Source organism: Nocardia sp. NPDC046473 (genome assembly GCF_040645995.1).
Classification (GTDB): domain Bacteria; phylum Actinomycetota; class Actinomycetes; order Mycobacteriales; family Mycobacteriaceae; genus Nocardia.
The window spans coordinates 569,427-595,334 of record NZ_JBEYZJ010000006.1 but is presented as its reverse complement, the minus strand read 5'-3'; the positions used below and the strand labels follow the sequence as shown (position 1 = coordinate 595,334).

22 protein-coding genes and 1 pseudogene are annotated in these 25,908 nt (G+C 66.0%); 7 read left to right on the top strand and 16 right to left on the bottom strand.

Features of this window, described 5'->3' with window-relative positions; translation table 11 throughout:
- Nucleotides 1-3 precede the first annotated feature (3 nt).
- The 3 genes and pseudogenes from ABZ942_RS24395 to ABZ942_RS24385 all read left to right on the top strand — a co-directional run.
- A pseudogene (locus ABZ942_RS24395) lies at nucleotides 4-474 on the top strand (carboxymuconolactone decarboxylase family protein); the annotation flags it as partial.
- A gap of 12 nt (nucleotides 475-486) precedes the next feature.
- Nucleotides 487-798, top strand: a complete 312-nt coding sequence (locus ABZ942_RS24390; protein ID WP_357385906.1) for a GNAT family N-acetyltransferase — start codon at nucleotides 487-489, stop codon at nucleotides 796-798.
- A gap of 73 nt (nucleotides 799-871) precedes the next feature.
- Entirely contained in the window at nucleotides 872-1,867 is a 996-nt protein-coding gene (locus ABZ942_RS24385) for a pirin family protein (RefSeq protein WP_357385615.1), read from the top strand.
- On the opposite strand, the gene ABZ942_RS24380 is transcribed toward ABZ942_RS24385, so the two are convergent.
- Nucleotides 1,864-2,235 (bottom strand): VOC family protein, encoded by a 372-nt coding sequence (locus ABZ942_RS24380; RefSeq protein ID WP_357385613.1) that lies wholly within the window; start codon nucleotides 2,233-2,235, stop codon nucleotides 1,864-1,866. The two genes, ABZ942_RS24385 and ABZ942_RS24380, sit on opposite strands and share 4 nt — an antisense overlap.
- An 83-nt stretch (nucleotides 2,236-2,318) precedes the next feature.
- Here ABZ942_RS24380 and ABZ942_RS24375 point away from each other — a divergent pair, with 83 nt between their 5' ends.
- On the top strand, nucleotides 2,319-2,789 hold the full coding sequence (locus ABZ942_RS24375) for a MarR family winged helix-turn-helix transcriptional regulator (RefSeq protein ID WP_357385611.1): 471 nt from the start codon (nucleotides 2,319-2,321) through the stop codon (nucleotides 2,787-2,789).
- A 102-nt stretch (nucleotides 2,790-2,891) separates the two neighbouring features.
- Complete coding sequence (locus ABZ942_RS24370) at nucleotides 2,892-3,524, top strand: hypothetical protein (protein ID WP_357385609.1); 633 nt, start codon at nucleotides 2,892-2,894, stop codon at nucleotides 3,522-3,524.
- A gap of 50 nt (nucleotides 3,525-3,574) precedes the next feature.
- Here the strand turns inward: ABZ942_RS24370 and ABZ942_RS24365 are convergent, their stop codons facing one another.
- On the bottom strand, nucleotides 3,575-4,459 hold the full coding sequence (locus tag ABZ942_RS24365; RefSeq protein WP_357385607.1) for a helix-turn-helix transcriptional regulator: 885 nt from the start codon (nucleotides 4,457-4,459) through the stop codon (nucleotides 3,575-3,577).
- 100 nt (nucleotides 4,460-4,559) lie between these two features.
- On the opposite strand from ABZ942_RS24365, the gene ABZ942_RS24360 reads away from it, so the two are divergent.
- Nucleotides 4,560-5,570 carry an aldo/keto reductase gene (locus tag ABZ942_RS24360; protein ID WP_357385605.1) on the top strand — a complete coding sequence of 337 codons (1,011 nt, stop codon included), beginning with the start codon at nucleotides 4,560-4,562 and terminating at the stop codon, nucleotides 5,568-5,570.
- 42 nt (nucleotides 5,571-5,612) lie between these two features.
- Here the strand turns inward: ABZ942_RS24360 and ABZ942_RS24355 are convergent, their stop codons facing one another.
- The 4 genes from ABZ942_RS24355 to ABZ942_RS24340 form a co-directional block, all read right to left on the bottom strand.
- A complete protein-coding gene (locus ABZ942_RS24355; RefSeq protein ID WP_357385603.1) occupies nucleotides 5,613-6,083 on the bottom strand; it encodes a PaaI family thioesterase in 471 nt (156 codons plus the stop codon).
- Nucleotides 6,084-6,188: 105 nt separating this feature from the next.
- Nucleotides 6,189-7,253 carry a glycerophosphodiester phosphodiesterase family protein gene (locus ABZ942_RS24350; protein ID WP_357385601.1) on the bottom strand — a complete coding sequence of 355 codons (1,065 nt, stop codon included), beginning with the start codon at nucleotides 7,251-7,253 and terminating at the stop codon, nucleotides 6,189-6,191.
- A gap of 79 nt (nucleotides 7,254-7,332) precedes the next feature.
- Nucleotides 7,333-7,476: a hypothetical protein gene (locus tag ABZ942_RS24345; protein WP_357385599.1), complete on the bottom strand. Its 144-nt coding sequence runs from the start codon at nucleotides 7,474-7,476 to the stop codon at nucleotides 7,333-7,335.
- A gap of 9 nt (nucleotides 7,477-7,485) precedes the next feature.
- Entirely contained in the window at nucleotides 7,486-8,520 is a 1,035-nt protein-coding gene (locus ABZ942_RS24340; protein WP_357385598.1) for an alpha/beta fold hydrolase, read from the bottom strand.
- Between the two features lie 283 nt (nucleotides 8,521-8,803).
- Between ABZ942_RS24340 and ABZ942_RS24335 the strand changes: the two genes are divergently transcribed.
- Nucleotides 8,804-9,220 carry a hypothetical protein gene (locus ABZ942_RS24335; RefSeq protein ID WP_357385597.1) on the top strand — a complete coding sequence of 139 codons (417 nt, stop codon included), beginning with the start codon at nucleotides 8,804-8,806 and terminating at the stop codon, nucleotides 9,218-9,220.
- A gap of 73 nt (nucleotides 9,221-9,293) precedes the next feature.
- Here ABZ942_RS24335 and ABZ942_RS24330 read toward each other — a convergent pair whose 3' ends face one another.
- From ABZ942_RS24330 to ABZ942_RS24285, 10 genes are all read right to left on the bottom strand, one after another.
- Nucleotides 9,294-13,247 carry a DNA-directed RNA polymerase subunit beta' gene (locus ABZ942_RS24330; protein ID WP_357385595.1) on the bottom strand — a complete coding sequence of 1,318 codons (3,954 nt, stop codon included), beginning with the start codon at nucleotides 13,245-13,247 and terminating at the stop codon, nucleotides 9,294-9,296.
- A gap of 105 nt (nucleotides 13,248-13,352) precedes the next feature.
- The gene (locus tag ABZ942_RS24325) at nucleotides 13,353-16,859 is read right to left on the bottom strand and encodes a DNA-directed RNA polymerase subunit beta (protein WP_357385593.1); all 3,507 of its coding nucleotides are present in this window, start codon (nucleotides 16,857-16,859) and stop codon (nucleotides 13,353-13,355) included.
- A 388-nt stretch (nucleotides 16,860-17,247) separates the two neighbouring features.
- The gene (locus ABZ942_RS24320) at nucleotides 17,248-17,985 is read right to left on the bottom strand and encodes a hypothetical protein (protein WP_357385591.1); all 738 of its coding nucleotides are present in this window, start codon (nucleotides 17,983-17,985) and stop codon (nucleotides 17,248-17,250) included.
- An 11-nt stretch (nucleotides 17,986-17,996) separates the two neighbouring features.
- Entirely contained in the window at nucleotides 17,997-18,707 is a 711-nt protein-coding gene (locus ABZ942_RS24315) for a hypothetical protein (RefSeq protein ID WP_357385589.1), read from the bottom strand.
- Nucleotides 18,708-18,736: 29 nt separating this feature from the next.
- Nucleotides 18,737-19,978, bottom strand: coding sequence for an MlaD family protein (locus ABZ942_RS24310; RefSeq protein WP_357385587.1), 1,242 nt, complete (start codon nucleotides 19,976-19,978; stop codon nucleotides 18,737-18,739).
- The gene (locus ABZ942_RS24305; RefSeq protein WP_357385585.1) at nucleotides 19,975-21,213 is read right to left on the bottom strand and encodes an MCE family protein; all 1,239 of its coding nucleotides are present in this window, start codon (nucleotides 21,211-21,213) and stop codon (nucleotides 19,975-19,977) included. Before ABZ942_RS24305 ends, ABZ942_RS24310 begins: the two co-directional genes overlap by 4 nt.
- The gene (locus ABZ942_RS24300; protein WP_357385583.1) at nucleotides 21,210-22,463 is read right to left on the bottom strand and encodes an MCE family protein; all 1,254 of its coding nucleotides are present in this window, start codon (nucleotides 22,461-22,463) and stop codon (nucleotides 21,210-21,212) included. Before ABZ942_RS24300 ends, ABZ942_RS24305 begins: the two co-directional genes overlap by 4 nt.
- Nucleotide 22,464: 1 nt before the next feature.
- Nucleotides 22,465-23,475 carry an MCE family protein gene (locus ABZ942_RS24295; protein ID WP_357385581.1) on the bottom strand — a complete coding sequence of 337 codons (1,011 nt, stop codon included), beginning with the start codon at nucleotides 23,473-23,475 and terminating at the stop codon, nucleotides 22,465-22,467.
- Complete coding sequence (locus ABZ942_RS24290; RefSeq protein WP_357385579.1) at nucleotides 23,475-24,551, bottom strand: MCE family protein; 1,077 nt, start codon at nucleotides 24,549-24,551, stop codon at nucleotides 23,475-23,477. The genes ABZ942_RS24295 and ABZ942_RS24290 overlap by 1 nt, the downstream gene beginning before the upstream one ends.
- Nucleotides 24,548-25,900 carry an MCE family protein gene (locus tag ABZ942_RS24285; protein ID WP_357385577.1) on the bottom strand — a complete coding sequence of 451 codons (1,353 nt, stop codon included), beginning with the start codon at nucleotides 25,898-25,900 and terminating at the stop codon, nucleotides 24,548-24,550. Before ABZ942_RS24285 ends, ABZ942_RS24290 begins: the two co-directional genes overlap by 4 nt.
- Nucleotides 25,901-25,908 lie beyond the last annotated feature (8 nt).

Below are 25,908 nucleotides of genomic sequence, written 5' to 3'. Positions count from 1 at the left end.
GGAGTGAAGCCCGATGTACCGCATGACCGCGTCTGGATCGACAAGCAGACGCCCACCGCATTCCGCGCCCTCACTGCGGTCGCGAGCGAAGTGCGCGCCGCAGGCGCCGCAGTCGGCTTGGACCGCAAGCTCATCGAGCTGATCAACGTGCGGGTTTCCCAGATCAACGGCTGCGCCTTCTGCCTGGACACGCACCAGCGCGCCGCGCTCGCCGCCGGGAACACCGACCAGCAACTCGCCGTGCTGCCCGCGTGGCGGCGCACCGAGCTGTACACACCGATGGAACAGGCCGCGCTCGCGCTGGCCGAAATCACCGCCACGCTGCCGGACGAGCACACGATGGAGCGTGAGTACGCTTTCGCTCGCAAGTATTTGACGGACGATCAGCTGTCCGTCGTCGTCTGGGCCGCCACCACGATCGGCGCGTTCAATCGCGTGTCGATCCTCAGCAGACATCCGGTCCGCGCATCGAAGGAGAAGTCGACCATGACCGCAGCCGCCTCGGAAGCCAAGGTTGTCCGCAACGACGAGAAGAACCGCTACGAGGTGTTTTACGGCGGTGACCTCGCCGGGTTCGCCGAGTACGAGGAGCGCGACGACGAGACGGTGTTCATCCACACCGAGATCGACGGCGCGTTCTCCGGCAAGGGCCTCGGCAGCACGCTGGCCAAGCACGCCGTCGAGGATGTGATCGAGCGGGGACGGGTGATCCGGCCGCTGTGCCCGTTCATCAAGGCTTACCTGGAGAAGCACCCGCAGTACGACGCGCATGTCATCGGTAAGGGCGTCCAGAAGTGAGGGAGCGCAGCGAGCGAACCAACAACACAGCGCCCGCGGGAACGACGGAGCCGAGCGCCAGCGAGGCGCAGTCGTGAGCGACCTCGATCCGCAGCCGGCGGAGGCGCTCTGCGAGCCCGCGCCGGGGCCTGGCCCGGTGGCCGAGCTGTACCCGTCGCGGGAGGTGCCGCTCGGCGGCGTGCGCGGCGTTTTCGTGGAACGGGTGCTGCCGCAACGGGATCTGCCGACCGTCGGGGCGTGGTGCTTCCTCGATCACTTCGGCTCGCCGACGGTCACCGATACCGGGGCGTCGCCGGATATCGATCCGCATCCGCATATCGGCCTGCAGACGGTGACCTGGCCGTTCGACGGCCGGATCCGCCATCGCGACTCGGTCGGCTCGGATGTGCAGATCGAGCCGGGACAGCTGAACCTGATGACCTCGGGGCGCGGCATCGCGCATTCCGAATACAAGGTCGCGGGTGCCCACGCCGGACATGGGCTGCAGCTGTGGATCGCCTTGCCCGGCAACAAGACCGGGATCGACCCGCACTTCGAGCAGCACCGCGAGCTGCCGGTCTACGAAGCGCCGGGAATCCGTGCCATCGTGCTGATCGGTTCACTGGCCGCAGTCACCTCCCCCGCCACCGCCTACACGCCGATCGTCGGCGCGGATGTGCGGCTGGAACCGGGTGAGACCACCCTCCCGCTGGAGCCCGGATTCGAGCACGCGCTGATGGTGATCGAGGGTGAGGTGACCGTCGATGGCACACCGCTGACCGCGGGCCCGCTGCTGTACCTCGGCACCGATCGCGACGAGGTCGCGCTGACCAGCACGGCCGGTGCGCATTTCGCGCTGATCGGCGGCGAGCCGTTCGGCGAGGAACTGGTGATGTGGTGGAACTTCGTGGGCCGCAGCCACGAAGAGATCGTGACGGCCCGAAACGATTGGGAGAACCGCGATCTCGGCCGGTTCGCCGACATCGCGGGCCACCCGCCTGAGCAGCGCATCCCGGCGCCACCACTGCCCGGCCTGCACCTGAAGCCCCGCAAGCGCCGGATCGGTCTGGCCAGAACTCCCAATAACTAAGGGACGGCGGTGAACAGCTCGTAGCTGTGACCGTCGGGGGCGTGCACGTAGACACCGCGGCCGCCGCCGAGATGATTGACGGCTCGGTCCCACCCATGCTGTGGGCCCGAGCCGTAATCGACGCCAGGCCACTGTGCCAGTCGCGCCAGCACCGCGTCGAGAGTGTCGTCGTCGACGAGAAATCCGTAGTGGCCCGGTTGGACCGGCCCGCGGTCGTCGAAGTCGAAGGTGAGGTCGGCGTTGATCTGCACCGGCGCGAACGGGCCACTCGGCCCACCCACCGACAGGCCGAGCAATTCGGCGAAAAACGTTGCGGCGGCGTGCCGATCCGCCGCGGGCACGATCGTGTGATTCAAGACAATGGTCACGACTACCTCCAGAAGCATGCGATACGCATACAAATATACATGCAAATCACATACTATTATCGAGGGCGGGCTAGGCTGGCAGGATGAGCAGACGGGCGACCGCCAGGCCAGGAACCGCAGCCGACGGCGGGCCCGCCCTGTTTCGGCTGGTCCGATTCTGGTCCCGGCGCTGGATCAACCGGACGTCGGCGGAGCTGCCCGACGAACTGCGGCACGCCCAGCACATCCAGGTGGTCGAGGCGGTGGCCGCCACCGTCGAGCAGGGCGCCGAGGCCACCATCACCTCGGTGTCGCACCAACTCGGGCTCGACCATTCCGGAGCGAGCCGGATGGTGCGCGACGCCACGGCGGCGGGCCACCTCTCCCGCGCCGAGTCCGAACACGACCGGCGCCGAACATCATTGGCGCTGACCGCCAGCGGCGAGCGCCTGCTCGCGGGTGCCCGCGACTGGCAACGGCAGGTCTTCACCGAACTCACCGCCGACTGGGACGAACTCGACCGGCAGCAGTTCGCCGGATATCTGCGTCGATTGAGTAACGAACTCGAACTTTGAGCCGAGTTGTATTGCGCCCGAACGCCGTGCCGTACTCGGCTGCGCCTGATACTGTCGCCGACGAACACACTGCGCAGGGGGCAGCGCTACCGAAAGAGCACGATGAGAGTTTCCAGAATCTCCGCGACGGCACTGCTGGCCCTGGCGGCCACCGTCATCAGCATCAGCGCCACACACGCGGATCCCGCCACCACCACCCCCGACACCGCGCTCGACGTGCGCGGATCCTTCGCCGAAATCGCCTACCAGGTCGCGGCTTCCGAGGATCGGCGCGCCGCGGTGACGACGATCCAGGACGGTCACTTCGACCTGATCCACGACGGGCGGGTCGTCACATTGACCGCTCCCGACGGAAATGTCGTCGCCGCTCTGCCGATGGCACTGCGCGTCGGCGACAAACGAGTGGCATTGAATCCGGTCATCGAAGAGGCGGGCCATCGGCTCACTCTCGCCCCGGACAACATGTCGCAGGCGCCACTGCGCGATGTGGCCGGCCAGGAACGCTTCTTCGCCGAGGTCGAGAAGGCCATGCCGATTGTGTTGGCGGGTGCGGGAATCGGTGCCGGAATCGGCTTCGTGCTCGGCTTCCCGCTGGGACTGTTCGTCATCGACTTCATCACGGTGCCGATCACCACGGTGCTCGGTGCCGCGATCGGCGCGGCAGCCGGTCTCGCGATGGCCGGCGGTCAGCCCGCGATCGACGCGGCGCTCGAATACGTCTCCGGCGCACCCTGATCCGGCACGGCCGCAAGCACATCGCGGCGAGTAGATCGCCGGTGTGCCACTCAGCCGGTGGAGGAGGGGCGGTGCGCGCGATTGTCGATATCGTCGGCCGAATCCAGGGTCTGAGTTCCGATGACGCGCAACAGATCCAGCTTCTCGGCGGCATCCGTGCCGGGGCGCGGCAGGTAGACCAGCAGGCGTTGGGCGGCGTTCGGGGTGAGCAAGGTTTCGCAGATCGTATCGATCAGGCCGACCTGGGGATGCTGGATCCGTTTGGTATCCGAAAGACGCACTGCCACTTCGTGTTCGTCCCACAGGCGATCGAATTCCGCGTTCACTGAACGCAACTTGCCGATGAACTCGGCGACGTCGGCGTCGCCCGATCGGCGTGCGGCGGTCGCGCGGAGATCCGCGACGTGCTTGCGGCCGAGGCGATCCCAGTCCTGTTCGGGGAACATCGCGCGTGACTCGATATCGGTGAACCAGCGGTAGGCGTAATAGCGATCCCAACCGTGACGATTACCGTGGTCGCCGAGCAGCAGGGTGTGCATGCGGTTCTGCACCAGCACCTCGCCGAGGTCGGTGATCACGGTGGCCGCGGTGTCGTCCAGCTTGGCCAGCAGGTGCATCAGTCCCGGCCCGACGTGCTTGTCGCCGAGTTCGCGTCCTGGCGCCGCGTGGTCGCACAGGTGGTAGAGGTGATCGCGTTCGTCACTGCTGAAGCGCAGCGCGCGGGCCAGCGACGCCAGCACCTGGGTGGACGGGCGCGGCCCGCGCGACTGCTCCAGCCTGGTGTAGTAGTCCGTGGACATGCCCGCCAACAGGGCCACCTCGTCCCGGCGCAGGCCGGGAGTGCGACGCCGGACACCGGGCGGCAAACCTACCTCCGCGGGCGTCAGTGACTCGCGACGGCGGCGCAGGAAGTCGGCGAGCTCGGTTCTGTCCATATGTCCACTTTCCCTCAGAACGGACGACTCAGCCAGGGATCGGCGATCCCCCGATAGGCGATCTCTGCCGCAATCCGTGTCGACGGGTCAGGCTTATCTCATGACGACATCGAAGATCCCCACAGTTCAGCTCGGCAAGACCGGGCCGACCGTCAGTCGGATCGGACTGGGCGCGATGGGCATGTCCGGCGTGTATGGTGCCGCGGACGACGCCGAATCCACCGCCACCATCCACGCCGCGCTCGATTCCGGCGCGAACCTCATCGACACCGGCGACTTCTACGGTGCCGGGCACAACGAGCTACTGATCGGCAAAGCGATCGCCGAGCGCCCCCGCGAAGACGTGCTGCTCAGCGTGAAGTTCGGCGCGCTGCGCGGACCCGGCGGCACCTGGGGCGGGGTGGACACCCGCCCCGAGGCCCTGCGCAACTTTCTCGGGTACAGCATGCAGCGGCTCGGCGTCGACTACGTCGACATCTACCGGCCGGCCAGGCTCGACCCGAATGTCCCGATCGAGGACACCGTCGGCGCGATCGGCGAGCTCATCGAGGCGGGGTATGTCCGGCACATCGGGCTGTCCGAGGTGGGTCCCGACACCATCCGCCGGGCCGCGGCGGTGCATCCGATCGTCGATCTGCAGATCGAGTACTCGCTGATCTCGCGCGGCATCGAGGCCGAGATCTTGCCGCTGTGCCGCGAGCTCGGCATCGGTGTCACCGCCTACGGTGTGCTGTCTCGTGGGCTGCTCAGCAGTTCGGTGCAGGCCGGAACCACCTTCGGCGCCAACGATTTCCGAGCACACAGCCCGCGCTTCCAGGGTGCGAACCTCAGTCAGAATCTGAAGCTGGTGGATGCGCTCGCGGAAATCGCTGCGGGCAAGGATGTTTCGGTCGCTCAACTCGCCATCGCCTGGGTGTTGACCCGTGGCGCGGACATCGTGCCGATCGTCGGCGCGCGGCGGCGCGAGCGCTGGGCCGAAGCCGCAGGCGCACTGGATGTCTCGCTGACCGCAGACGAGTTGGCCACCATCGAGGCGGCGGTGCCCGCCGATCAGATCGCCGGTGACCGGTATGCCAGCGCGCAGATGGCGATGCTCGACAGCGAGCGCTGAGTGGGTGGGTGCGCTCGTTCACCGAGCGCACCCACGCCGCGACTACTGCCTACGTGGCCGGATAACAGCGGTGAATGCCGCTGCCGCCACGGACTTTCCGGTGTTGTCGGTGATGTTCACCGGCACTTCCAGCTCGATCGATGTGCGCGCCGCGATATCCGAGCGCACCTGCTGCAGGGTATCGCCGGATACCTCGGACGTCGCAAGATACGGCCCCGCATCACCTTTCGCGCGCGCCCGATATTCGATCCGCCCGTCCCTGGCGACGATGAAGGTCTCCCCCATCAGGTCCACGATGCCCGAGACGGACGCGCCCATCGCCGCCGTCTCGGCCAGGCCGAACAACACCGCCGCGTGCAGGTCGCCGTTGTGATTCAGGTGTTCGGCCCGTGGCGTCATCCGCACCACGTTCCGCCCGGCATCGAACTCCACCCCTTCGATCCCGGTGTACTGGATGAACCCCAGCTTCTGGAACCCCGCCATCACCAACTCGCCCATGGCCGCGCTGTCCATCGCATCTCCCACTACATGACTGAAACGTGTTCTAATTTAATACCGCGTGGGGTGCGCGTTGTCCATGCGGAGCGGCGTTGCCGAGGTGCTCGGTGGCTGATCAGGTCAGGGCCGGTGGTATGCCTTCGGCAGCTGGTAGCCGCGTTCGGCGAGGATGGTGCGCAGCAGGTCTGGGCGGTTGGTGATGAGGCCGTCCACGCCGAGGTCGATCATCGCGGTCATGGTGGCTCGGTCGTCGACGGTCCACGGCACCACTCGTATGCCGCGCTGGTGGGCGGCTCGGACCAGACCCGCCGTGGTGAAAGGTTGATAGCCGGGGTCTTCGATGCTGCCGTCCTGCGGGTCGCCGTGTACCGGCGATACCGCGTCGGCACCGAAAGATGCTGCGGCGCTGACGAATTTCTCTTGAAGTGAGCCTTGGAAGTCGTCGATGTCGATGCCGCCCAACCATGGCGACGCGCCGGGCCGGCCTTCCTGCAGGAATTGCTGCCCGTTGGTCAATGCGACGAGCGGCAATTCAGGTGCGACCTCGCGCATCCGCATGAGCGAGCCCCAGTCGAAACTTTGGATGGTGACCTGTTTTTCGAGGTGCGCGCGGTGCACTTCGGCCGCGATCACCTGTACGAATTGCTCGCGAGGCGCGGTTTGTTCCGGCGCACCCGCTTCGACTTTGGACTCGACATTCAGCATGACGTCGTCGGCGTGATAGGCGTGCACGAGGTCGAAAACCTCGGATAGCAAGGGCATTCGGGCACCCGGTACCGTTTGCTGATCCGGAAATGCGGCCAGTCGTTTCGAGCCGCAGTCGATGGTGCGGACCTGAGCCAATGTCAGGTCTCGAATGAACCTGGTACCCGGCACATAGGGAAACTTCGGATCACCGGGGAAGGCCGCAGCGGTGTCGATGCACTTGTCCGGACTCGGATCGCGGTCATGGGTGACCACCGGAAACCCGTCCTCGGTGATCTGCACGTCCAATTCCAGTGTGCGCACGCCGAGTTCCAGCGCATTCGTGAACGAGGCCAGCGTGTTCTCCACCACCAGCGCCGCCCCGCCACGATGCGCCTGCAGATCGAACTGCGCCAGCGGCCCACCCGCCGACGCCGCACCCACGTTCAGGACACCGCTCAGCAGGAGCGCCGCGACGCCCACCGCACCCGTTCGACGCATGCCTCCATTGTGACGACCACCCCCGACGTCGCGGTGACGCCTGAATGAATCCCAGGAACCACCGCGATCCTCGGGTGGCTCAAGGACGCTTTATGTCAATGTGCTCCGCTTCAGGTCGTCCGGTTCGGTCTTCGCCTCGGTCGCGCAGGTCATCCCAGGCCGCAAGCACGACGATGCCGATGAGCAGCAGCGCGCCGAGCGCCACCGCGAGTGTGTAGTTCACGGCCCGAGGTCAGGCCAGGCCACCGGGTTTGCCGAGTAGGTCGCTCAGCGCGGCGTCGATGAATTGGGTGTCTTCGGGATTCTTGCCGTGACCGGCGAAGTGGCCCCAGATGCCGGGAATCACGCGGAGTTCGGCGTTGGGGATGTGCGAGACCGCCCAGGCCTCGTCCTCCGGCGGGAAGTACAGGTCCTTCTCGGCGGGCAGGACCAGGGTGGTTGCCTTGATCGAGGCGAGGGCGGCCTCGGTGTCGCCGTCGAAGCCGGGCGTGCGGCCGACGTCGGCATGCTGCCAGGTCCACAGCATGGTGAGCAGGTTGTTCGGGTCGCGGCCGTCGAGGAAGAAGCCTTCCCAGAAGCCGATGAGGAAGTCCTCCAGGGAGGTATAGCCGAGCTTCTCGTACTCCTGCTGCCAGTAGAAGGCCTGGGAGAAGCCCCAGCCCGCGTAAACCCTTGCCAGGGCGCGCAATCCGGTGGTCGGCCAGTTCTCGCCGTACCAGCCGCCCGCGAAGGCCGAGTCGGCGGTCAGTGCCGCTTTCACGCCCTCCAGGAAAACCTTGTTGTGCAGGCTTGTTCGCGCGGAGCCGCAGAACGGGGCGATTCGCTCGACCATTTCCGGATGACTCACCGCCCACTGGTAGGTCTGCCCCGCGCCCATGGACCAGCCGGTCACCAACGCGAGCCGCTCGATGCCGAATTTCTCGGTCACCAAACGATATTGGGCCGCCACCTGGTCGTAGACGGTGATGTCGGGGAAGCGGGCGCGATCGTAGGGCTGCAGGGTGTTGCTCGGCGAGCTGGACAGGCCGTTGCCGAGCATGTTCGGCACGATGATGAAATACTCGGCCGGATCGAGTGCCATCCCCGGGCCGATCAACCACTCGTTGTCCCAATGTCGCCCCGAGTACCACGTCGGATAGACGACGGCGTTGCTCTTCTCGGCATTGAGCACACCGTAGGTGGCGTACGCCAGGAAGGCTCCGCGCAGCGTGGCACCATGCTGCGTGGTGAAGTCACCGAGATCGAAGATCTGGTGGTACTCGGTCATGAAGCGACTCGCTTTCGCAACGGGCGGACCAGGATTCGGCAGGCCCAGCCGTGCTCCCGCACCACCCACCAACCAAACCCCTTCAATTGAAAATATTCTTACAGAAAATATCCCCCCAAAAATAAATTTCCCATCACTCTTTCCACCCCCGAACCAGGTAGCCGCCCCCGTCTGCGAGCGCCGCCGCCTCCTGGCCGATCTGCCGGTGTCGTTCCTGTGGTGGCAGGAGGTTTGGCTACGGTGGTGTGCTCGATTCGATCGGCTGGGCGAGGGAGGAGTAGCTGTGACTGGTCCGATGCTTTCTGGTGCGACGGTGCAGGAGATTCAGCTGGAGTTGGTGCGGCGGCGGCGGTTCAACGACTTCGATGGTGGGGTCGTAGTCGCGAGTTTGGAGCGGCATCGGGAGCTGTGGGTGGCGGTGTTTATGGATCGGCTCGGAGTGGCTTCGGCCGAGCACCCTGACTGGCTGGCGCCGATGTCGTTGATCAAACTGCGCGATCTACCCGACAACACCTGGAACGTGGACACGCTGTTCGTGCTGACCGAGAGCCTGGACAAGGCGCGGGAGTTGGCTCGGGTGGCGGAGGAAGAGCGTTGGGGGGCAAACGAAGTGATCGTGCAGGACAACGCGGACGAGATGGGTGACGCACTCGGTAGCTGGCCGTACACCGAGGGTGTGCTGACAGCGTGGTGGGATTAGCGCCTCGGCGGGGTACGCAAGCGGCCCCCGCTCCGTGGGGAGCGGGGGCCGGATGTTGTTGCGCGGTACCGGGTTAGCGGTAGTCGCTGAAACCGTAGTCGTCGAGCGGGACTGCGGCGCCGGTGGTTTGGCCGAAGCTGTCCGGGCTGTAGTAGGTGTCGTCGTAGGACGGCACCGCGTACGCGGCGGCACGGGCTTCTTCGGTCGGCTGCACCGTGATGTTGCGGTAGCGGTTGATACCGGTACCGGCCGGGATCAGCTTGCCGATGATCACGTTCTCCTTGAGGCCGATGAGCTTGTCGGAGCGGCAGTTGATCGCCGCGTCCGTCAGGACTCGAGTGGTCTCCTGGAAGGACGCCGCCGACAGCCACGAATCCGTCGCGAGCGACGCCTTCGTGATACCCATCAGCACCGGGCGACCCGCCGCGGGCTCATTGCCCTCGGCGACGACGCGACGGTTGGAGGCCTCGAACTCGGACCGCTCGGTGAGCGAACCGGGCAGGAACTCCGTGGCACCCGAGTCGATGATCGTCACGCGACGCAGCATCTGCCGGACGATGACCTCGATGTGCTTGTCGTGGATCGACACACCCTGCGAACGGTAGACCTCCTGGACCTCGTGGACCAGGTGGATCTGCACCTGACGGGGACCCATGATGCGCAGCACCTCGTGCGGATCCGCCGCGCCTTCCAGCAGCTGCTGGCCGACCTCGACATGATCGCCGTCGGAGAGCAGACGCTCGGTGCCGTCGTCGTGCTTGAAGACACGCAGACGCTGACGCTTCGAGAGCTTGTCGTAGACAACCTCTTCACCACCGTCATCCGGGATGATGGTGATCTTGTAGAAGCGGTCGTCGTCTTCCATCCGCACCCGGCCACTGACCTCGGCGATCGGAGCCTTGCCCTTCGGCACACGGGCCTCGAACAGCTCCTGCACCCGCGGCAGACCGCCGGTGATGTCATCGCCCGCGACACCACCCTGGTGGAAGGTACGCATGGTCAGCTGGGTACCGGGCTCACCGATGGACTGCGCGGCAACGATACCGACGGCCTCACCGATGTCGACCAGCTTGCCGGTGGCCATCGAACGGCCGTAGCAGGTGGCACAGACACCGGTACCGGTGGTGCAGGTCAGCACGGAGCGGACCCGAACCTCGGTGATGCCTGCCCCGAGCAGCGCGTCGATCGCCGGGTCGCCGAGGTCGGCGCCCTTACCGATGACGAGGTTGCCCTTGGCGTCCACCGCGTCCGAAGCGAGCGTGCGAGCGTACGCGGAGGTTTCCACGTGCGCGTCGCGGATGAGCGAGCCATCCGCCTGCTTGTCGGCGATGTGCACGATGATGCCGCGCTCGGTGGCGCAGTCGTGCTCGCGCACGATCACGTCCTGCGAGACGTCCACCAGACGACGGGTCAGGTAACCCGAGTCGGCGGTACGCAGCGCGGTATCGGCCAGACCCTTACGAGCACCGTGGGTGTTGATGAAGTACTCGAGCACGGTCAGGCCCTCACGGAACGAGGACTTGATCGGGCGCGGGATGAACTCACCCTTCGGGTTCGTCACCAGACCCTTCATACCGGCGAGGGTACGAGTCTGGGTGAAGTTACCCGTGGCGCCCGACTCGACGATCGTGATGATCGGGTTGTCCGGCGGGTAGTGCGCACGCAGTGCCGTACCGACCTCTTCGGTCGCTTCCTGCCAGATCTTGACCAGGGCGTTGTTGCGCTCCTGGTGATCGAGCGCACCACGCTGGTACTTCTTCTCGATCTGATCGGCAAGCGCCTCGTAGCGCTCCATGATCTCGGTCTTCTCCGGCGGCACGAGCACGTCGGACATGGAGACCGTCACGCCGGAACGGGTGGCCCAGTAGAAGCCCGCGTCCTTCAGCTTGTCGACGGTCTGCGCGACCACGATCATCGGGTAGCGCTCGGCCAGATCGTTGATGATCGTCGCCTGACGCTTCTTCGGCATCTGCTCGTTGATGAACGCATAGTCCGCCGGGAGCAGCTCGTTGAACAGCACGCGACCGAGGGTGGTCTCGGCGATCCACGCGTCGCCACGGTTCCAGCCCTCCGGGAACAGCTTCGCCTCGATGTCCTTCGGCGGGCGCTGGTGGATGAGCCGGACCTTGATCAGCGAACGCACGGTGAGCTCACCGCGGTCCACCGCCATCTGTGCCTCGGCGGGCGAGGAGTAGACGCCGAACTCGGCCTTGTCCTTGCCCGCGGCCTTGTACTCGCCCTTCGCGCCCTCTTGCAGGCGGGTCAGGTAGTACAGGCCGGTCACCATGTCGAGTCGCGGCATGGCGAGCGGTCGACCGGAGGCCGGCGACAGGATGTTGTTCGAGGACAGCATCAGGATGCGGGCCTCGGCCTGCGCCTCCGCGGACAGCGGAAGGTGCACGGCCATCTGGTCACCGTCGAAGTCGGCGTTGAACGCTTCACAGACGAGCGGGTGCAGCTGGATCGCCTTACCCTCGACGAGCTGCGGCTCGAACGCCTGGATGCCCAGACGGTGCAGGGTGGGCGCGCGGTTCAGCAGCACCGGGTGCTCGGCGATGACCTCTTCGAGGACATCCCACACCTGGGGACGCTGACGCTCGACCATCCGCTTGGCGGACTTGATGTTCTGCGCGTGGTTCAGGTCGACCAGACGCTTCATCACGAACGGCTTGAACAGCTCCAGCGCCATCAGCTTGGGCAGACCACACTGGTGCAGCTTGAGCTGCGGGCCGACCACGATGACCGAACGGCCCGAGTAGTCGACGCGCTTGCCGAGCAGGTTCTGACGGAAACGACCCTGCTTGCCCTTGAGCAGATCGCTCAGCGACTTCAGCGGGCGGTTACCCGGTCCGGTGACCGGACGGCCACGACGGCCGTTGTCGAACAGTGCGTCGACGGACTCCTGCAGCATCCGCTTCTCGTTGTTGACGATGATCTCGGGCGCGCCGAGGTCGATCAGTCGCTTGAGGCGGTTGTTGCGGTTGATCACGCGGCGGTACAGGTCGTTCAGGTCGGAGGTGGCGAACCGGCCACCGTCGAGCTGAACCATCGGGCGCAGCTCCGGCGGGATCACCGGAACGGCGTCGAGCACCATGCCCATCGGCGAGTTGCCGTTGGTCTGGAAGGCCGCGACGACCTTGAGCCGCTTGAGCGCGCGCAGCTTCTTCTGGCCCTTACCGCTGCGGATGGTCTCCCGCAGGTTCTCGGCCTCGGCGTCGATGTCGAAGTTCTCCATCAGCTTCTGGATGGACTCCGCACCCATGGCACCGGTGAAGTACTCGCCGTAGCGGTCGATCAGCTCGCGGTAGAGGATCTCGTCCACGATGAGCTGCTTGGTGGCCAGCTTGGTGAAGGTGGTCCAGATCTCGTCGAGCCGGTCCAGCTCACGCTGGGACCGGTCGCGGAGCTGGCGCATCTCCCGCTCGCCGCCGTCCTTGACCTTGCGGCGCACGTCGGACTTGGCACCCTCGGCCTCGAGCTCGGCCAGGTCGGCCTCGAGCTTCTGGGCGCGGGCCTCCAGGTCGGCGTCACGCTGGTCGGCGACCGCCTTCTTCTCGACCTCCATCTCGGCCTCGAGGGTGCTGAGCTCGTTGTGGCGCAGCTCCTCGTCGACACCGACGATGACGTAGGCGGCGAAGTAGATGATCTTTTCCAGATCCTTCGGCGCCAGGTCGAGCAGGTACCCGAGGCGCGAAGGCACGCCCTTGAAGTACCAGATGTGGGTAACCGGTGCGGCCAGCTCGATGTGGCCCATCCGCTCACGACGCACCTTGGCGCGAGTCACCTCGACACCACAGCGCTCACAGATGATGCCCTTGAAGCGGACACGCTTGTACTTACCGCAGTAGCACTCCCAGTCCCGGGTAGGACCGAAGATCTTCTCGCAGAAGAGTCCGTCCTTTTCCGGCTTGAGCGTGCGGTAGTTGATGGTCTCCGGCTTCTTCACCTCGCCGAAAGACCACTGGCGGATGTCGTCGGCGGAGGCAAGGCCGATCCGGAGTTCATCGAAGAAGTTGACGTCTAGCACGTAACTTCCTTTCCCCTATTCGGGTCGAATTCGAGCAAAAAGTTCACTAGTTGGTGGAACGCGGGGCCGGATGTCGTTGAAAACCAACGACATCCGGCCGACCGCCTAGTTCGCCAGATCGTCGACGGTGGCCGCTTCGTTCCTGGACAGGTTGATGCCCAGGTTCGCCGCAGCGCGCTCCAGATCCTCGTCGTCGCCGTCGCGCATCTCGATCGCCGCGCCGTCCGAAGACAGCACCTCGACGTTGAGGCACAGCGACTGGAGTTCCTTGAGGAGCACCTTGAACGACTCCGGAATGCCCGGCTCCGGAATGTTCTCGCCCTTGACGATCGCCTCGTAGACCTTCACGCGGCCGACGACGTCATCGGACTTGATGGTGAGCAGCTCCTGCAGCGTGTAAGCGGCGCCGTAGGCCTGCATGGCCCAGCACTCCATTTCACCGAAGCGCTGACCACCGAACTGTGCCTTACCACCGAGCGGCTGCTGGGTGATCATCGAGTACGGACCGGTCGAACGGGCGTGGATCTTGTCGTCAACCAAGTGGTGCAGCTTCAGGATGTACATATAGCCGACAGCCACCGGGTACGGGAACGGCTCGCCGGAGCGGCCGTCGAGCAAAGTGGCCTTGCCGTTGTCGTCGACCATGCGATCACCGTCGCGGTTCGGCAGGGTCGAGGCGAGCAGACCGGTCAGCTCCTCCTCGCGGGCGCCGTCGAACACCGGGGTGGCGATGTTCGAGTCGGACGGTGCCGCCAGCATCTCCTCCGGCAGCGCCTTGGCCCACTCGGGACGGGTCCCGTCCGCGGCCACGCCGACATCCCAGCCCGCCTTGCCGATCCACCCGAGGTGGGTCTCCAAGATCTGGCCGATGTTCATACGACGCGGCACACCGTGGGTGTTCAGGATGATGTCGACCGGGGTGCCGTCCGGCATGAACGGCATGTCCTCGGTCGGCAGGATCTTGCCGATAACACCCTTGTTGCCGTGGCGACCGGCGAGCTTGTCGCCGTCCTGGATCTTGCGCTTCTGCGCGACGTACACGCGCACCAGCTCGTTCACACCGGGAGGCAGATCGTCGTCGTCTTCGCGCGAGAACACGCGAATGCCGATGACCTTGCCGGACTCACCGTGCGGCACCTTCAGCGAGGTGTCGCGCACTTCGCGCGCCTTCTCACCGAAGATCGCGCGCAGCAAGCGCTCTTCCGGGGTCAGCTCGGTCTCGCCCTTCGGGGTGACCTTGCCGACCAGGATGTCGCCGTCACGAACCTCGGCACCGATGCGCACGATGCCGCGCTCGTCGAGGTCGGCGAGGACCTCGTCGGAGACGTTCGGGATGTCCCGGGTGATCTCCTCGGCACCGAGCTTGGTGTCGCGAGCGTCGATCTCGTGCTCTTCGATGTGGATCGAGGTGAGAACGTCCTCTTCCACGAGGCGCTGCGACAGGATGATCGCGTCCTCGTAGTTGTGGCCTTCCCACGGCATGATCGCGACGAGCAGGTTCTTGCCGAGCGCCATCTCACCGTTTTCGGTGCACGGGCCATCGGCCAGCACCTGGCCGACCTCGACCCGCTGGCTCTCGTCCACGATCGGCCGCTGGTTCGCGCAGGTGCCCTGGTTGGAGCGGGCGAACTTGCGCATCCGGTAGCTCTTGCGAGTCCCGTCGTCGGCCATCACGGTGACGTAGTCGGCGGAGACCTCCTCGACCACACCCGCCTTCTCGTTCACCACGACATCGCCGGCGTCGACAGCCGCGCGCAGCTCCATGCCGGTGCCCACGACGGGGGCCTCGGAACGGATCAGCGGGACGGCCTGACGCTGCATGTTCGCACCCATCAGGGCGCGGTTGGCGTCGTCGTGCTCGAGGAACGGGATCATGGCCGTCGCGACCGACACCATCTGGCGCGGCGAGACATCCATGTAGTCGACCTCGTCGGCGGCGACGAGCTCGTTCTCCTCGTTGCCGCGGCGGCAGAGCACCCGGTCTTCGAGGAAGCGGCCGTCGGCGTCGACCGGCGAGTTGGCCTGGGCACGAACGTGCCTGTCCTCCTCGTCGGCGGTGAGGTACTTGACCTCGTCGGTCACTCGACCGTCGATCACCTTGCGGTACGGCGTCTCGATGAAGCCGAACGGGTTGACCCGCGCGTACACCGACAGCGAGCCGATCAGGCCGATGTTCGGGCCTTCCGGGGTCTCGATCGGGCACATGCGGCCGTAGTGCGAGGTGTGCACGTCGCGGACTTCCAGACCGGCCCGCTCACGGGACAGACCACCCGGGCCAAGGGCCGACAGACGGCGCTTGTGGGTGAGACCCGACAGCGGGTTGTTCTGGTCCATGAACTGCGACAGCTGCGACGTTCCGAAGAACTCCTTGATCGCCGCGACCACGGGACGGATGTTGATCAGGGTCTGCGGCGTGATCGCCTCGACGTCCTGAGTCGTCATCCGCTCGCGGACCACGCGCTCCATGCGCGACAGGCCGACCCGGATCTGGTTCTGGATGAGCTCGCCGACAGTACGCAGGCGACGGTTACCGAAGTGGTCGATGTCGTCGACGTCGACCGGCACCTCTTCGCCGCCGGGGGCGGTCATCACACGGTCACCCGCGTGCAGGCGGACCAGGTACTCGATCGTGCTGACGATGTCTTCCTTGGTGAGCACCGATCCGGTGACCTGCTCGCCGAGGTGGATACCCAGCTTCTTGTTGATCTTGTAGCGACCGACCCGCGCCAGGTCGTAGCGCTTCTCCTTGAAGAACAGGTTCTCCAGCAGGGTCTGCGCGGACTCCTTGGTCGGCGGCTCGCCCGGACGCAGCTTGCGGTAGATGTCCAGCAGCGCCTCGTCCTGACCGGCGGTGTTGTCCTTCTCCAGCGTCGACATCATGATCTCGGAGAAGCCGAAACGCTCGACGATCTCCTCGTTCGTCCAACCGAGCGCCTTCAGCAGCACGGTGACCGGCTGGCGACGCTTGCGGTCGATGCGGACACCAACGGTGTCGCGCTTATCGATGTCGAACTCCAGCCACGCACCACGCGACGGAATGACGCGCACGCTGTGCAGGTCCTTCTCGGTGGTCTTGTCGACGGAGTGGTCGAAGTAGACACCCGGCGAACGAACCAGCTGTGAGACGACGACGCGCTCGGTGCCGTTGATGATGAACGTGCCCTTGTCGGTCATCATCGGGAAATCTCCCATGAAGACCGTCTGGCTCTTGATCTCACCGGTGTTGTTGTTGATGAACTCCGCGGTGACGAACAACGGCGCCGCGTAGGTCATGTCCTTGTCTTTGCACTCGTCGATGGAGGCCTTGACCTCCTCGAACCGAGGGTCAGAGAAAGACAGGGACATCGAGCCGGAGAAGTCCTCGATCGGCGAGAGCTCCTCGAGCACCTCCTCGAGTCCCCCGACTAGCCCGACATCGCCGCGAAGGGCGACCTTTTCACGCCATGACGGCGAACCGATCAACCATGCAAATGAGTCCGTCTGTAGATCGAGAAGTCCGGGCACCTCCAAGGGTTCACGGATCTTCGCGAAAGACACCCGCAATGGGGCTCCGGGGATTCCGGCAACTGCCTTGGTCTGGGTGGAGACTGCCAAGATGCGTCCTTCCAGCACCTCACGCGCGCCGCGTGGTGGTCCGCGACCGTCGCTTGTCTGCTACGAATTCCGCTGGTTACAACCCGAACGAAACCCGAACAGGCAACAACAGAAGTAACACCGGAAGGTGGAACTTACGTGTGCAAATCGAGGTATGGACAGGAGGCAGCCAGCGCAACGTCCAACCGTACACCAACCGTCACGGGGGTGTCAACCTACCACCCGTGCGCACATTCACGTGGCTGGCGCGCCGTGTCCGAATCGCTGGCTGCGTCGGGGACGACGGGGCGTAATGGAGCCACTGTGACAGCTGCCGCTGTTGTGAATAGCGTGACGGCTCCGGCGAAACTCGTCAAGTAGGCGGCACCGACCAGCAGCAAGTGAGATCCCCTGGGCCGCTGGAAGATCACTGGTCGACGATGTCGCTGGCCAGCCAGCGATCGCCCACCTTCTGCATGTGCAGCACGATCGGACCCGCGACGCTCTGCTGCGCGGCGCCGTTCTTGGTGGCGCTGACGACCAGATTGACCAGCAGCTCGGCCCGATCATCGGTGAGCAAGGTCACCGCGATCGGATCTGCTTTGGCATCGGCGCTGGTCTGGGCCTGTTTTACCGCCGAGATGGTGGTGTCGGCGTACTTGTCCAGATCGGCCAGCATCTTGCCGGTGAGCACCTGGCTCGCGGTGTTGCGGTAGCCGTCGATGTCCTTCACGTCGTAGGCGTAGACGGTCTTCAGCGCGTGATCGGCGGCCGCCCGCACCTCCTCGGTGGCCTTGTTGTCGACGAACGCCTTGTTCGATTCGTCGACGCCGGGGCGGGACGCGGCGACCGCCGCGAATCCGCCGAGCAGCAGCGCGGCGATCAGCATGGCGGCGATCATCGACCAGAACGAGCGTCCCGACTTCGAGCTGCCGGAACCTTGAGAGCTGCCGGAACCGCGGAACGCCTTCTTCCGGCCACCCACTGTCTTTGCCTGCTCGGGACGCTTGTCTTCCCGCGCCGGACGCGTCGCCGCGGGCCGGGTGGTGCTCGTCACCCGCGGCTTGCGGGCCGGTGTAGTGCGCGACGCGGCGGGCCGGGCCTGCTGGTCACCGGCAGGACGACGCTTGGAGGTGACCCGGTTGATCGGCTTACGAGACGGCATGACTGGTTCTCCTACGATCCCGGCTTGGGCGCGGCGGGCGGCTGGTCGGCGGGCGGCGCCTGCGGGGACTGGGCCTGGCCACCGCTGAGCAGCACCGGCTGACTGAGCGAGGAGATCTGCTCGGCCTTCCAGACGTCGCCGGTCTTGGTCACGTCGATGTTCCAGGTGTAGCGGTAATCGGCGGGCGGCTTGCCCTTGGCCAGCTCGGTCACCTGCAGCACGACCAGGGCGGACGCCTTGTCCTTCTCACTGTTCAGCGTGGTCAGCGCGGAGCCGAGCACCTTGGACTTCATCCCGACGCCGGTCTGCTTGGCCAGCGTCTCGGCCTGGTCCTTGTTCTTGTCGGCCGAGTCGAGCAGCGCGCCGGTCATCGAGGAGCGGGCCAGGGCCAGCGAGCCGGGCACGTCGTCGAGGTTCATCGAGGTCATGTTGAGCGCGGCCTGGCGGGCGGCGTCGAGCGCGGTGTCGCGAGCATCGCCGCGCGGGGCATCGCTGACGGCCGAGCGCACCCAGCCCGCGCCGAACCAGACGGCCGCGACGAGGGCGACGACCACTACGGCTGCGGACGCGACCAGTGCGACCGTGCGGACGACTCCGCGACCCGAGTCGGGCGCCGCGGCCGGAGCGTCGGCAACCACCTCGGATGGCAGCACGCCGTCGGCGGGGTCTGGTGCTTCCGGCGGCTCGGTCGAGTCGAGCTGCTTGGTCAAATCTGCGGTCACGCCAGTCACCCTAACGTCGTCATTGCTGGTCACCGCTTCGGCGTAACTCCCATCAGGGTTGCCATCTGCACGGCGATCGGGGTCAGGTTCAGCCGCTCCGGGTCGGTCTTGGGGGTCGAATCCCAAGGCTGCACGACATTCGGATCGGCGAGGTCGGCCCGTTCACCGCCGCGCACCGCGGACGGATTACCTTGCGGCACACGGCACTTCGCGTCCTTGTTGAACGGGAACTCATCGCGGGTGTCGTCGAAGTTCGGGTTCTGCGCCTTCATCTGTTCGAGGATCCGCTGAGTGCCCTCGTAGCCGACGGTACAGGCCGGCGGATTGTTGGCCTCCAGCACGAGACCGAAGTGCGTGGTGCCGTCGCCGGGCGCGGTGGACGAGCCGCCGACCGACATCTGCGGCAGGAACTGCAGCAGCGGACGGATCGCGTAGAACTTGGGCGAGATGGTCAGCAGCAGCTGGCGCAGGTTGCCGAGGTTCTGGGTGAGCGCGCCGCCGCTCTCGTGCAGCAGCGCGTCGATCTGCTGGCCCGCGTCGTTGCCGGTGCCGATCAGCCGCCGGATGTCCGGGTCGCTGGAGCGCAGCTGGGCGGTGAGCTTGTCCAGGCCGTCGCTGAACTCGCGGATGGCGCCGGACTGCTCGGCCTGGGTGCCGAGCACGACCTTGCCGTCGCGGATCAGCTGAATGGTCTGCGGCAGCGTCTCGTTGAACGTGCTGGTGAACTTGTTCAGCGAATCGACGAAGACCTGCAGGTCGTCGCCCTTGCCGTCGAACGCCTTGCCGAGCTCGCGCACGGTGGTGTTCAACGCGGCCAGGTCGACCGAGCGGGTGAATGTGTCGACGCTGGCGACCAGCTGCTCCACCGGCACCGGCGTGGTCGCCGAGGTGATCAGCGAACCGTCGTGCAGATACGGCCCGGTATCGGTGGTCGGCTGCAGGTCGACGAATTGCTCGCCGATCGCGGAACGGTTGGCCACCACGGCTTTCGCGGTCGCCGGGATCTTCGGCGAGCTCGAATCGATGACCAGGTGCAGCAGGACGCCGTCGCCGGTGAGTTCCAGCTCGCCGACCCGGCCGACCGGCACACCGCGGTAGGTCACCTCGGCGCCCTTGTAGATGCCGCCGGTCTGCGCCGCCTGCACCTTCACGTCGTATTGACCGAGGCCGACCATGTGATCGAGCCGAATGTACTTGGCACCGACGAAGACAACGCCGACCACCGCGATGACGACGAACATGATCAGCTGCCAGCGAACCAGTTTACTCATCGGGTACCACCCACTCCGAGTTGCTCCAGAATCGCGCCCACCGGATTCGGCGGCACCCCCGGCGCGGGCGGCTGCGCCATGTTCGGCGGCAGCGGCAGGATCGATACCGTCGGCCAACCGGGCCGCGGACCGTTGCCGTTGTAGTACGGGTTGGTCGGATTCACCGGCACGCCGGGACCGATCGGCGGGATGTACACCGGATCAGGCTTGCCGACACCGAGATTGCTCAGCGTGACGCCGATCTGCTGATCCACCGACAGCCAGGTGTTCACCGACCCACCGAAGGTGGACTCCAGCGTGGAGTCGGGGAACGGATAGGTCGGGATCAACGGCAACGCGGTGATCAAATCCGGCGCGGACTTGCCGAGTTCCTGCAGCGTCGGGCGCAGCGCGGTGAGATCGCGGATCAGGTCGTCTTTCGAGTGATCGAGCACGTCGAAACCGGCCTGCCCGACCCGATCCAGCTGGCTGAGCAGCCCGACCAACTGCGGACGCTGCTCCTCCAGGATCTTCACACCCTGCGGCAGCTCGTCGAGGATCTTGCCGATCTGGTCGGTCTGCCTGCTCACCCGGCTGCTCAGCAGGTCGAGACCGTCGAGGGCCCTGGTGATGTCGTCGACCTGATCGTCGAGTCCCTTGATCAGGATGTTGGCCTGATCGAGCAGCGAACGCACCCGGTCCTCGCGGCCGCCGATGGTCTTGTTCAGCTCGGTGACGATCGGCTGCAGCTGTGCGACGCCACCACCGTTGAGCAGCAACGACATTGCGCCGAGCACCTGCTCGATCTCGGTGGCGTGCCTGGTGTGGTCGACCGGGATCGTCGAACCGTCGGTCAGCTTCTTCGGGTCCGGATCGGTGGCGGGCTTGGACAGCTCGATGAACTTCTCGCCCAGCAGATTCGACTGGCGCACCTCGGCGCGCGCGTTCGTCGGCAGATCGACCGAGGAGTTCACCACGGCCCGCACGGTCGCGGTCCACTGGTCCTTGCCGATCTTGATCTCCTCGACCCGGCCCACCGGCAAGCCCTCGACCTTCACCGCGGACTGCGGCACCAGGTCGAGCACGTCGTCGAACTGGATGTCGATGCGCATCGGATGGTCACCGACATCGGCGCCACCGGGCAGCGGGACGCTGTAGATGCCGTCGGACGCGCACGAGGTGACCAGGGCCGCGGCCAGCCCGACGGCCACGGCAGCACCGAGACCGCGTGTGACGGAACGGATTCGGCTACTCACCGCTCACCTCCCTGCGACGGCGGAGTCCGGTCCGACGGAATGCCTGGTACGGTGCCCGGCACCGGAGCCCGCTGCTCGTTCTCCCCGCTGAGGATGCCGAACGGCAGAATCAGCGTCGGCGTCTTCACCCCGGCGGTGATCTGGTCGGAGATCTCCTTGCAGTGGTCCAGGATCGGGCGCATCTGCCTGCCGAGCGCGTCGAACTGCGGATCACCCGGCCGCAACTTGGACACGTCGATCAGCTTGCACATGACACCGAGCGGGTCCTGCAGGTCGGTGAAGTTGGCGCGCATGTCGAGGGTGCCGGATTCGGCGTTGTGGATGTTGATCAGGTTGCTCAGCGCCAGCGGCAGCACCGGCAGCGCGGCGGCCAGGTCGTCGCGCTGATCGGACAGTGTCTTGGTGAGCGTGACCAGGCCCTCGGCATTGCTCGCGATCAGGTCGCGGTTGTTGTCGATGAACCGGGCGACATCGCCGAGCGCGACCGACAGCAGATTCAGCGCGGCGCCGAGGTCGCTGCGCTCGCTGGCCAGGAAGCTGGACAGATCGGCGAGCTGGGTATTGAACTGGCGCACCTGCGCGTCGTTCTTGGCCAGCATGGCGACGAAGCTCTGCAGGTTCTTGACGGTGTCGAAGATGTCGCCGCGCGCGTCGGACAGGTACTTGGCCGCCTTGGACAGCTGGGTGAGGCTGTTGGCCAGTGCCTCGCCGTTGCCGTCCAGATTCGCCGCACCCGTGCGCACCAGGTCGTTGACCGCGCCGTCTTTGTTGGCGCCGTTGGGGCCCAACGCATCCGAGAGCTCGGTGATGCTCTTGTACAGCTGGTCCACCTCGACCGGCGTCACCGTGCGGTCCCGCGGAATGGTCGCGGTGCGCGGCATTTTCGGTCCGCCGGTGTAGACCGGGGTCAGCTGGATGTAGCGGTCGGACACGATCGAGGGCGTGATCTGCGCGGCGCGTGCGTCCGCGGGTATGTCGAAGGAGCGATCGACGCTCATCACGATCTTGACCTGATCGCCCTGCGGCTCCACCGAATCCACCGTGCCGACCGGAACACCGAGCACCCGCACATCCGAGCCCTCGTAGATGCCGACCGAGCGATCGAAGTAGGCGGTGATCTTGGTGGTGGTCAGTCGATCGAAGGTCCACCACAGCACCCCGGCGGCGACCAGCGCCACCACCGCGACGAGCGCGATGGCGATCTTGGTGCCGCGCCCGGAATTCCGTAGCCCCTGCAGCCGGCCCGCCATGTCAGTTACCTCCCATGTTGCGGATCGGCGGACGAGCACCGGGGACATCCGGCAGCGCGGGCGGGATCAGGTTGACGATCACCGCGTCGAACCAGCGACCGGTGCCGAGCACGCTGGCGTAGATCCCGTAGAACGGCGCCGCCAGCTCCAACGTCTTGGAAATGTTCTGCTGGTTGGCATTCAGCAGATCGATCGAACCGCGCAGGTTCTTCAACGCGGGGCCGATCTGCTCCTCGTTGTCGTGCACCAGCGCGGTGAGCTCCGCGGACACCGTCTTGGCGCCGGAGAGCAGCTGCGCGATCGACTGCTGACGGATGTTGAGCTCAGCGAGCAGCTGGCCGCCGTTGGCGAGCAACCGCTCGAACTGCGCGTTGCGGTCGGCGAGCACCTGGGTGGTCTGCCTGGTCGCGGCGAACAGCTTCTTCAGCTCCTCGTCCCGCTTGGCCAGCGTCTCCGACAGGCGGGCAACACCGTCGATGGAGCCGCGCAGCTCCGGCGGCGTGGTCGAGAACGCGTCGGAGAGCACCCGCATGCTGGTGGCCAGCTGCGCGGTGTCGATCTGGTCGATGTTCTTGGCCGCGTCGGTGAAGGCGTCCACCACGTCATACGGAGCGACGGTGCGCGACAACGGAATCCGGGCCGACGGGTCGGCCGCGCGAGAGCCCTTCGGGTCCAGCGCCAGGTACTTCTGGCCCAGCACGGTCTTGATCTGGATCGACGCGGTGGTCTCGCTGCCGATCCAGGCGTCCTGGGTGCGGAAGTCGACGAGCACCTTGGGGCCGTCGAGGCGCACGTCGGATACCGAGCCGACCTTCACGCCCGCGATGCGGACCTCGTTGCCCTTCTTCAGGCCCGCGGCCTCGGAGAATTCGGCGGTGTACTTGGTGCCCGCCCCGATGATCGGCAGCCGGTCCAGGAAGAACGCCGACACCGTCACCAGCAGCACCATGGCCAGGCCGAGCACGCCCATGAAGACGGGGCTGCGGCGTCCGAGCAGAATCCGGTCGTCCATCAGCGGGCCTTCCCGGCGCAGCGCGGCGCGGCATTGGTATACAGCGGCTGATTGATCGTCGGCAGTCCAGCGGGCAGGTTCAGGTTCGGTGCATCCGCCGTGCCCGGCCCGACGACGATGTCGATACCGCACAGATAGAACTGGAACCAGGAGCCGTAACTGCCTACCCGGCCGAGCTTTTCCATCTTGATCGGCAGGTTGCGCAGGACGTCGTTCATATCGTCCTTGCGGTCGTTGATGGTGCCGGTGAGCTGACTCAGCCCGGCGATCGAGCCCTGCAGCGTCGGACGCACCGGGACGAGCAGGTCGGCGGTGGCCGAGGCCAGGTTGCCGAGCGAGGTCACCGAGCGGCCGATCGTGTCGCGTTCCGCGGACAGCCCGCTGACCAGCGCCTCGGTATTGACGATGAGCTGATCGAACTGGTCGTGGCGCTGGTTGACCGTGTCGAGCACGGCGGTCAGATTGCGGACCAGCTCACCGATCACCGCGTCCTTGTCCGCGATCTTGTTGGTCAGGCTCGCGGTGGTGGCCACCAGGTCGTGGATGGTGCCCTGCTCGCCCTGGAACACCTGGATGATCTCGAAGGAGAGCTTGTTCACGTCGTCGGCGGTCAGCGTGCGGAACAGCGGACGGAAGCCGTTGAACAGGGTGGTCAGGTTGAGCGCGGGGTTGGTGCGCTCCAGCGGGATGGTGCCGCCCGCATTGAGCTTGCGGCCTTGCTCGCCGGTGCCCTGCTCGAGCGCGATGTAGCGCTGGCCGACCAGGTTGCGGTAGCGGATGCTCGCGGTGGTCGAGGCGGGCAGCCAATTCCGGTCGGTGAGTTCGAAACTCACCTCGGCGAGGCGCTTGTCGACGATCGCGATATTGGTGACCTTGCCGATCCGGACACCGGCAACGCGCACCTCGTCCCCCGAATTGAGCGAGGTCACGTCGGTGAAGCGGGCCTTGAACTTGGTGCCGTCGCCGCTGTAGTTGGCGATGGACAGGCCGAGCACGGTGGTCGCGAAAATCGTCACCACAACGAAGATGATCAGCTTGGTGAGCGGGCCGCCGAGGCCGCGCAACTTTTGCTTCATCGAACGCTCACCTCGCTGCCACGGAACGCGGGCGCACCGGCCCTGGTCACCCAGCCCGGCACCTGATCGGGCGAAACACCCTGGGCGGCACCGTAGATCGCACCGAGCGACTGCTGCTCCATCGGCGAGCCCGCGATCGTCGCGACATTGCTCGCCGGGTAGACGCCGAACTGCGGCGGCGACATCTTGCCCGTCTCCTGATCACCGGGGTTGCGGCTCGGCACCGCGTAGGAGCCGTCGTTGTTCGCGCCGCCGGTGTACTGACCGGGATCGACGCCGAGCGGCTTCTCCGGAATGCACCACGGCCCACGGTCATCCAGCCACCGCGGCTCGTCCTGGTTCGGCAGGTACCTACCGCGCGGGTTGGTCAACTCGATGGTCACCCTGGTGCCCGGGTTCTTGGTGCCCTTGCCGAGGATCTCGTCGATGCGCGGCCGCTGCAGGGCGAAGTTCGCCATCACACACGGGAAGGTGGGCGAGTAGGTGGCCAGCTGCTCGAGCAGCGGGCGCGAGTCGGCGGACAGGTCGATGATGTTGTCCCGGTTGGCCACCAGGAAATCGGCGGTGTCCGAGGAGGCCGGGGTCAGCACGGCGTAGAGCGCATCGATGTCGAAACGCCGTTGCACGATGGTCGCGTTGGTGGTTCGCAGGTTGTCCAGCGCGTTCACCAGCTGCGGCGCGGCATCGGCGTAGGTGGCGGCCACCTCGGCGAAGCTGCGCAGGTCCTGCTGCAGATCCGGCAGCACGCCGTTGACCTGACGGAAGATGTTGTCCAGCTTGTCCACGCTCTCGCCGAGCGCGAGGCCCTGACCGGACAGCGCCTGGGACAGCGCGCCGAGGGTGGACGCGAGGTCCTGCGGCGGAATCGCTTGCAGCAGCGGCATCAGGTCGTCGAGCAGCTTGCTGAGTTCGATCGCGTTGCCGCTCTGGTCCTGCCGCAGCGTCACGCCGTTGGTCAGGTGGGTCGCACTGCGGTCGGCGGGGATCACCAGGTCCACGTACCGCTCGCCGAACAGCGTCTTGGGCAGCAGCCGGGCCGTCGCATTGGACGGGATCTGATCGGCCTTGTCCGGATGGATGGCGAGATGCAGTGTCACCTTGCCGTTCTCGGAATTGCTCGACCGCACGTCGCCGACGGTGATGCCGCGCACCTTCACGTCCGCGTTCTTGGTGAGCGCGTTGCCGACGCTGTCGGTGACCAGGTCGACGTCGACCGTCTTGACGAACTGCTTGTTGTAGATCGCGATGGTCGTCGCGAGAAACAGCGCGACCACCACGAAGAACGCGATACCCAGCACTCGGATGCGCAGCTTCTCGGTAGACCGCCAGGCCTGCACCCCGCGGCTCATGACTCCAC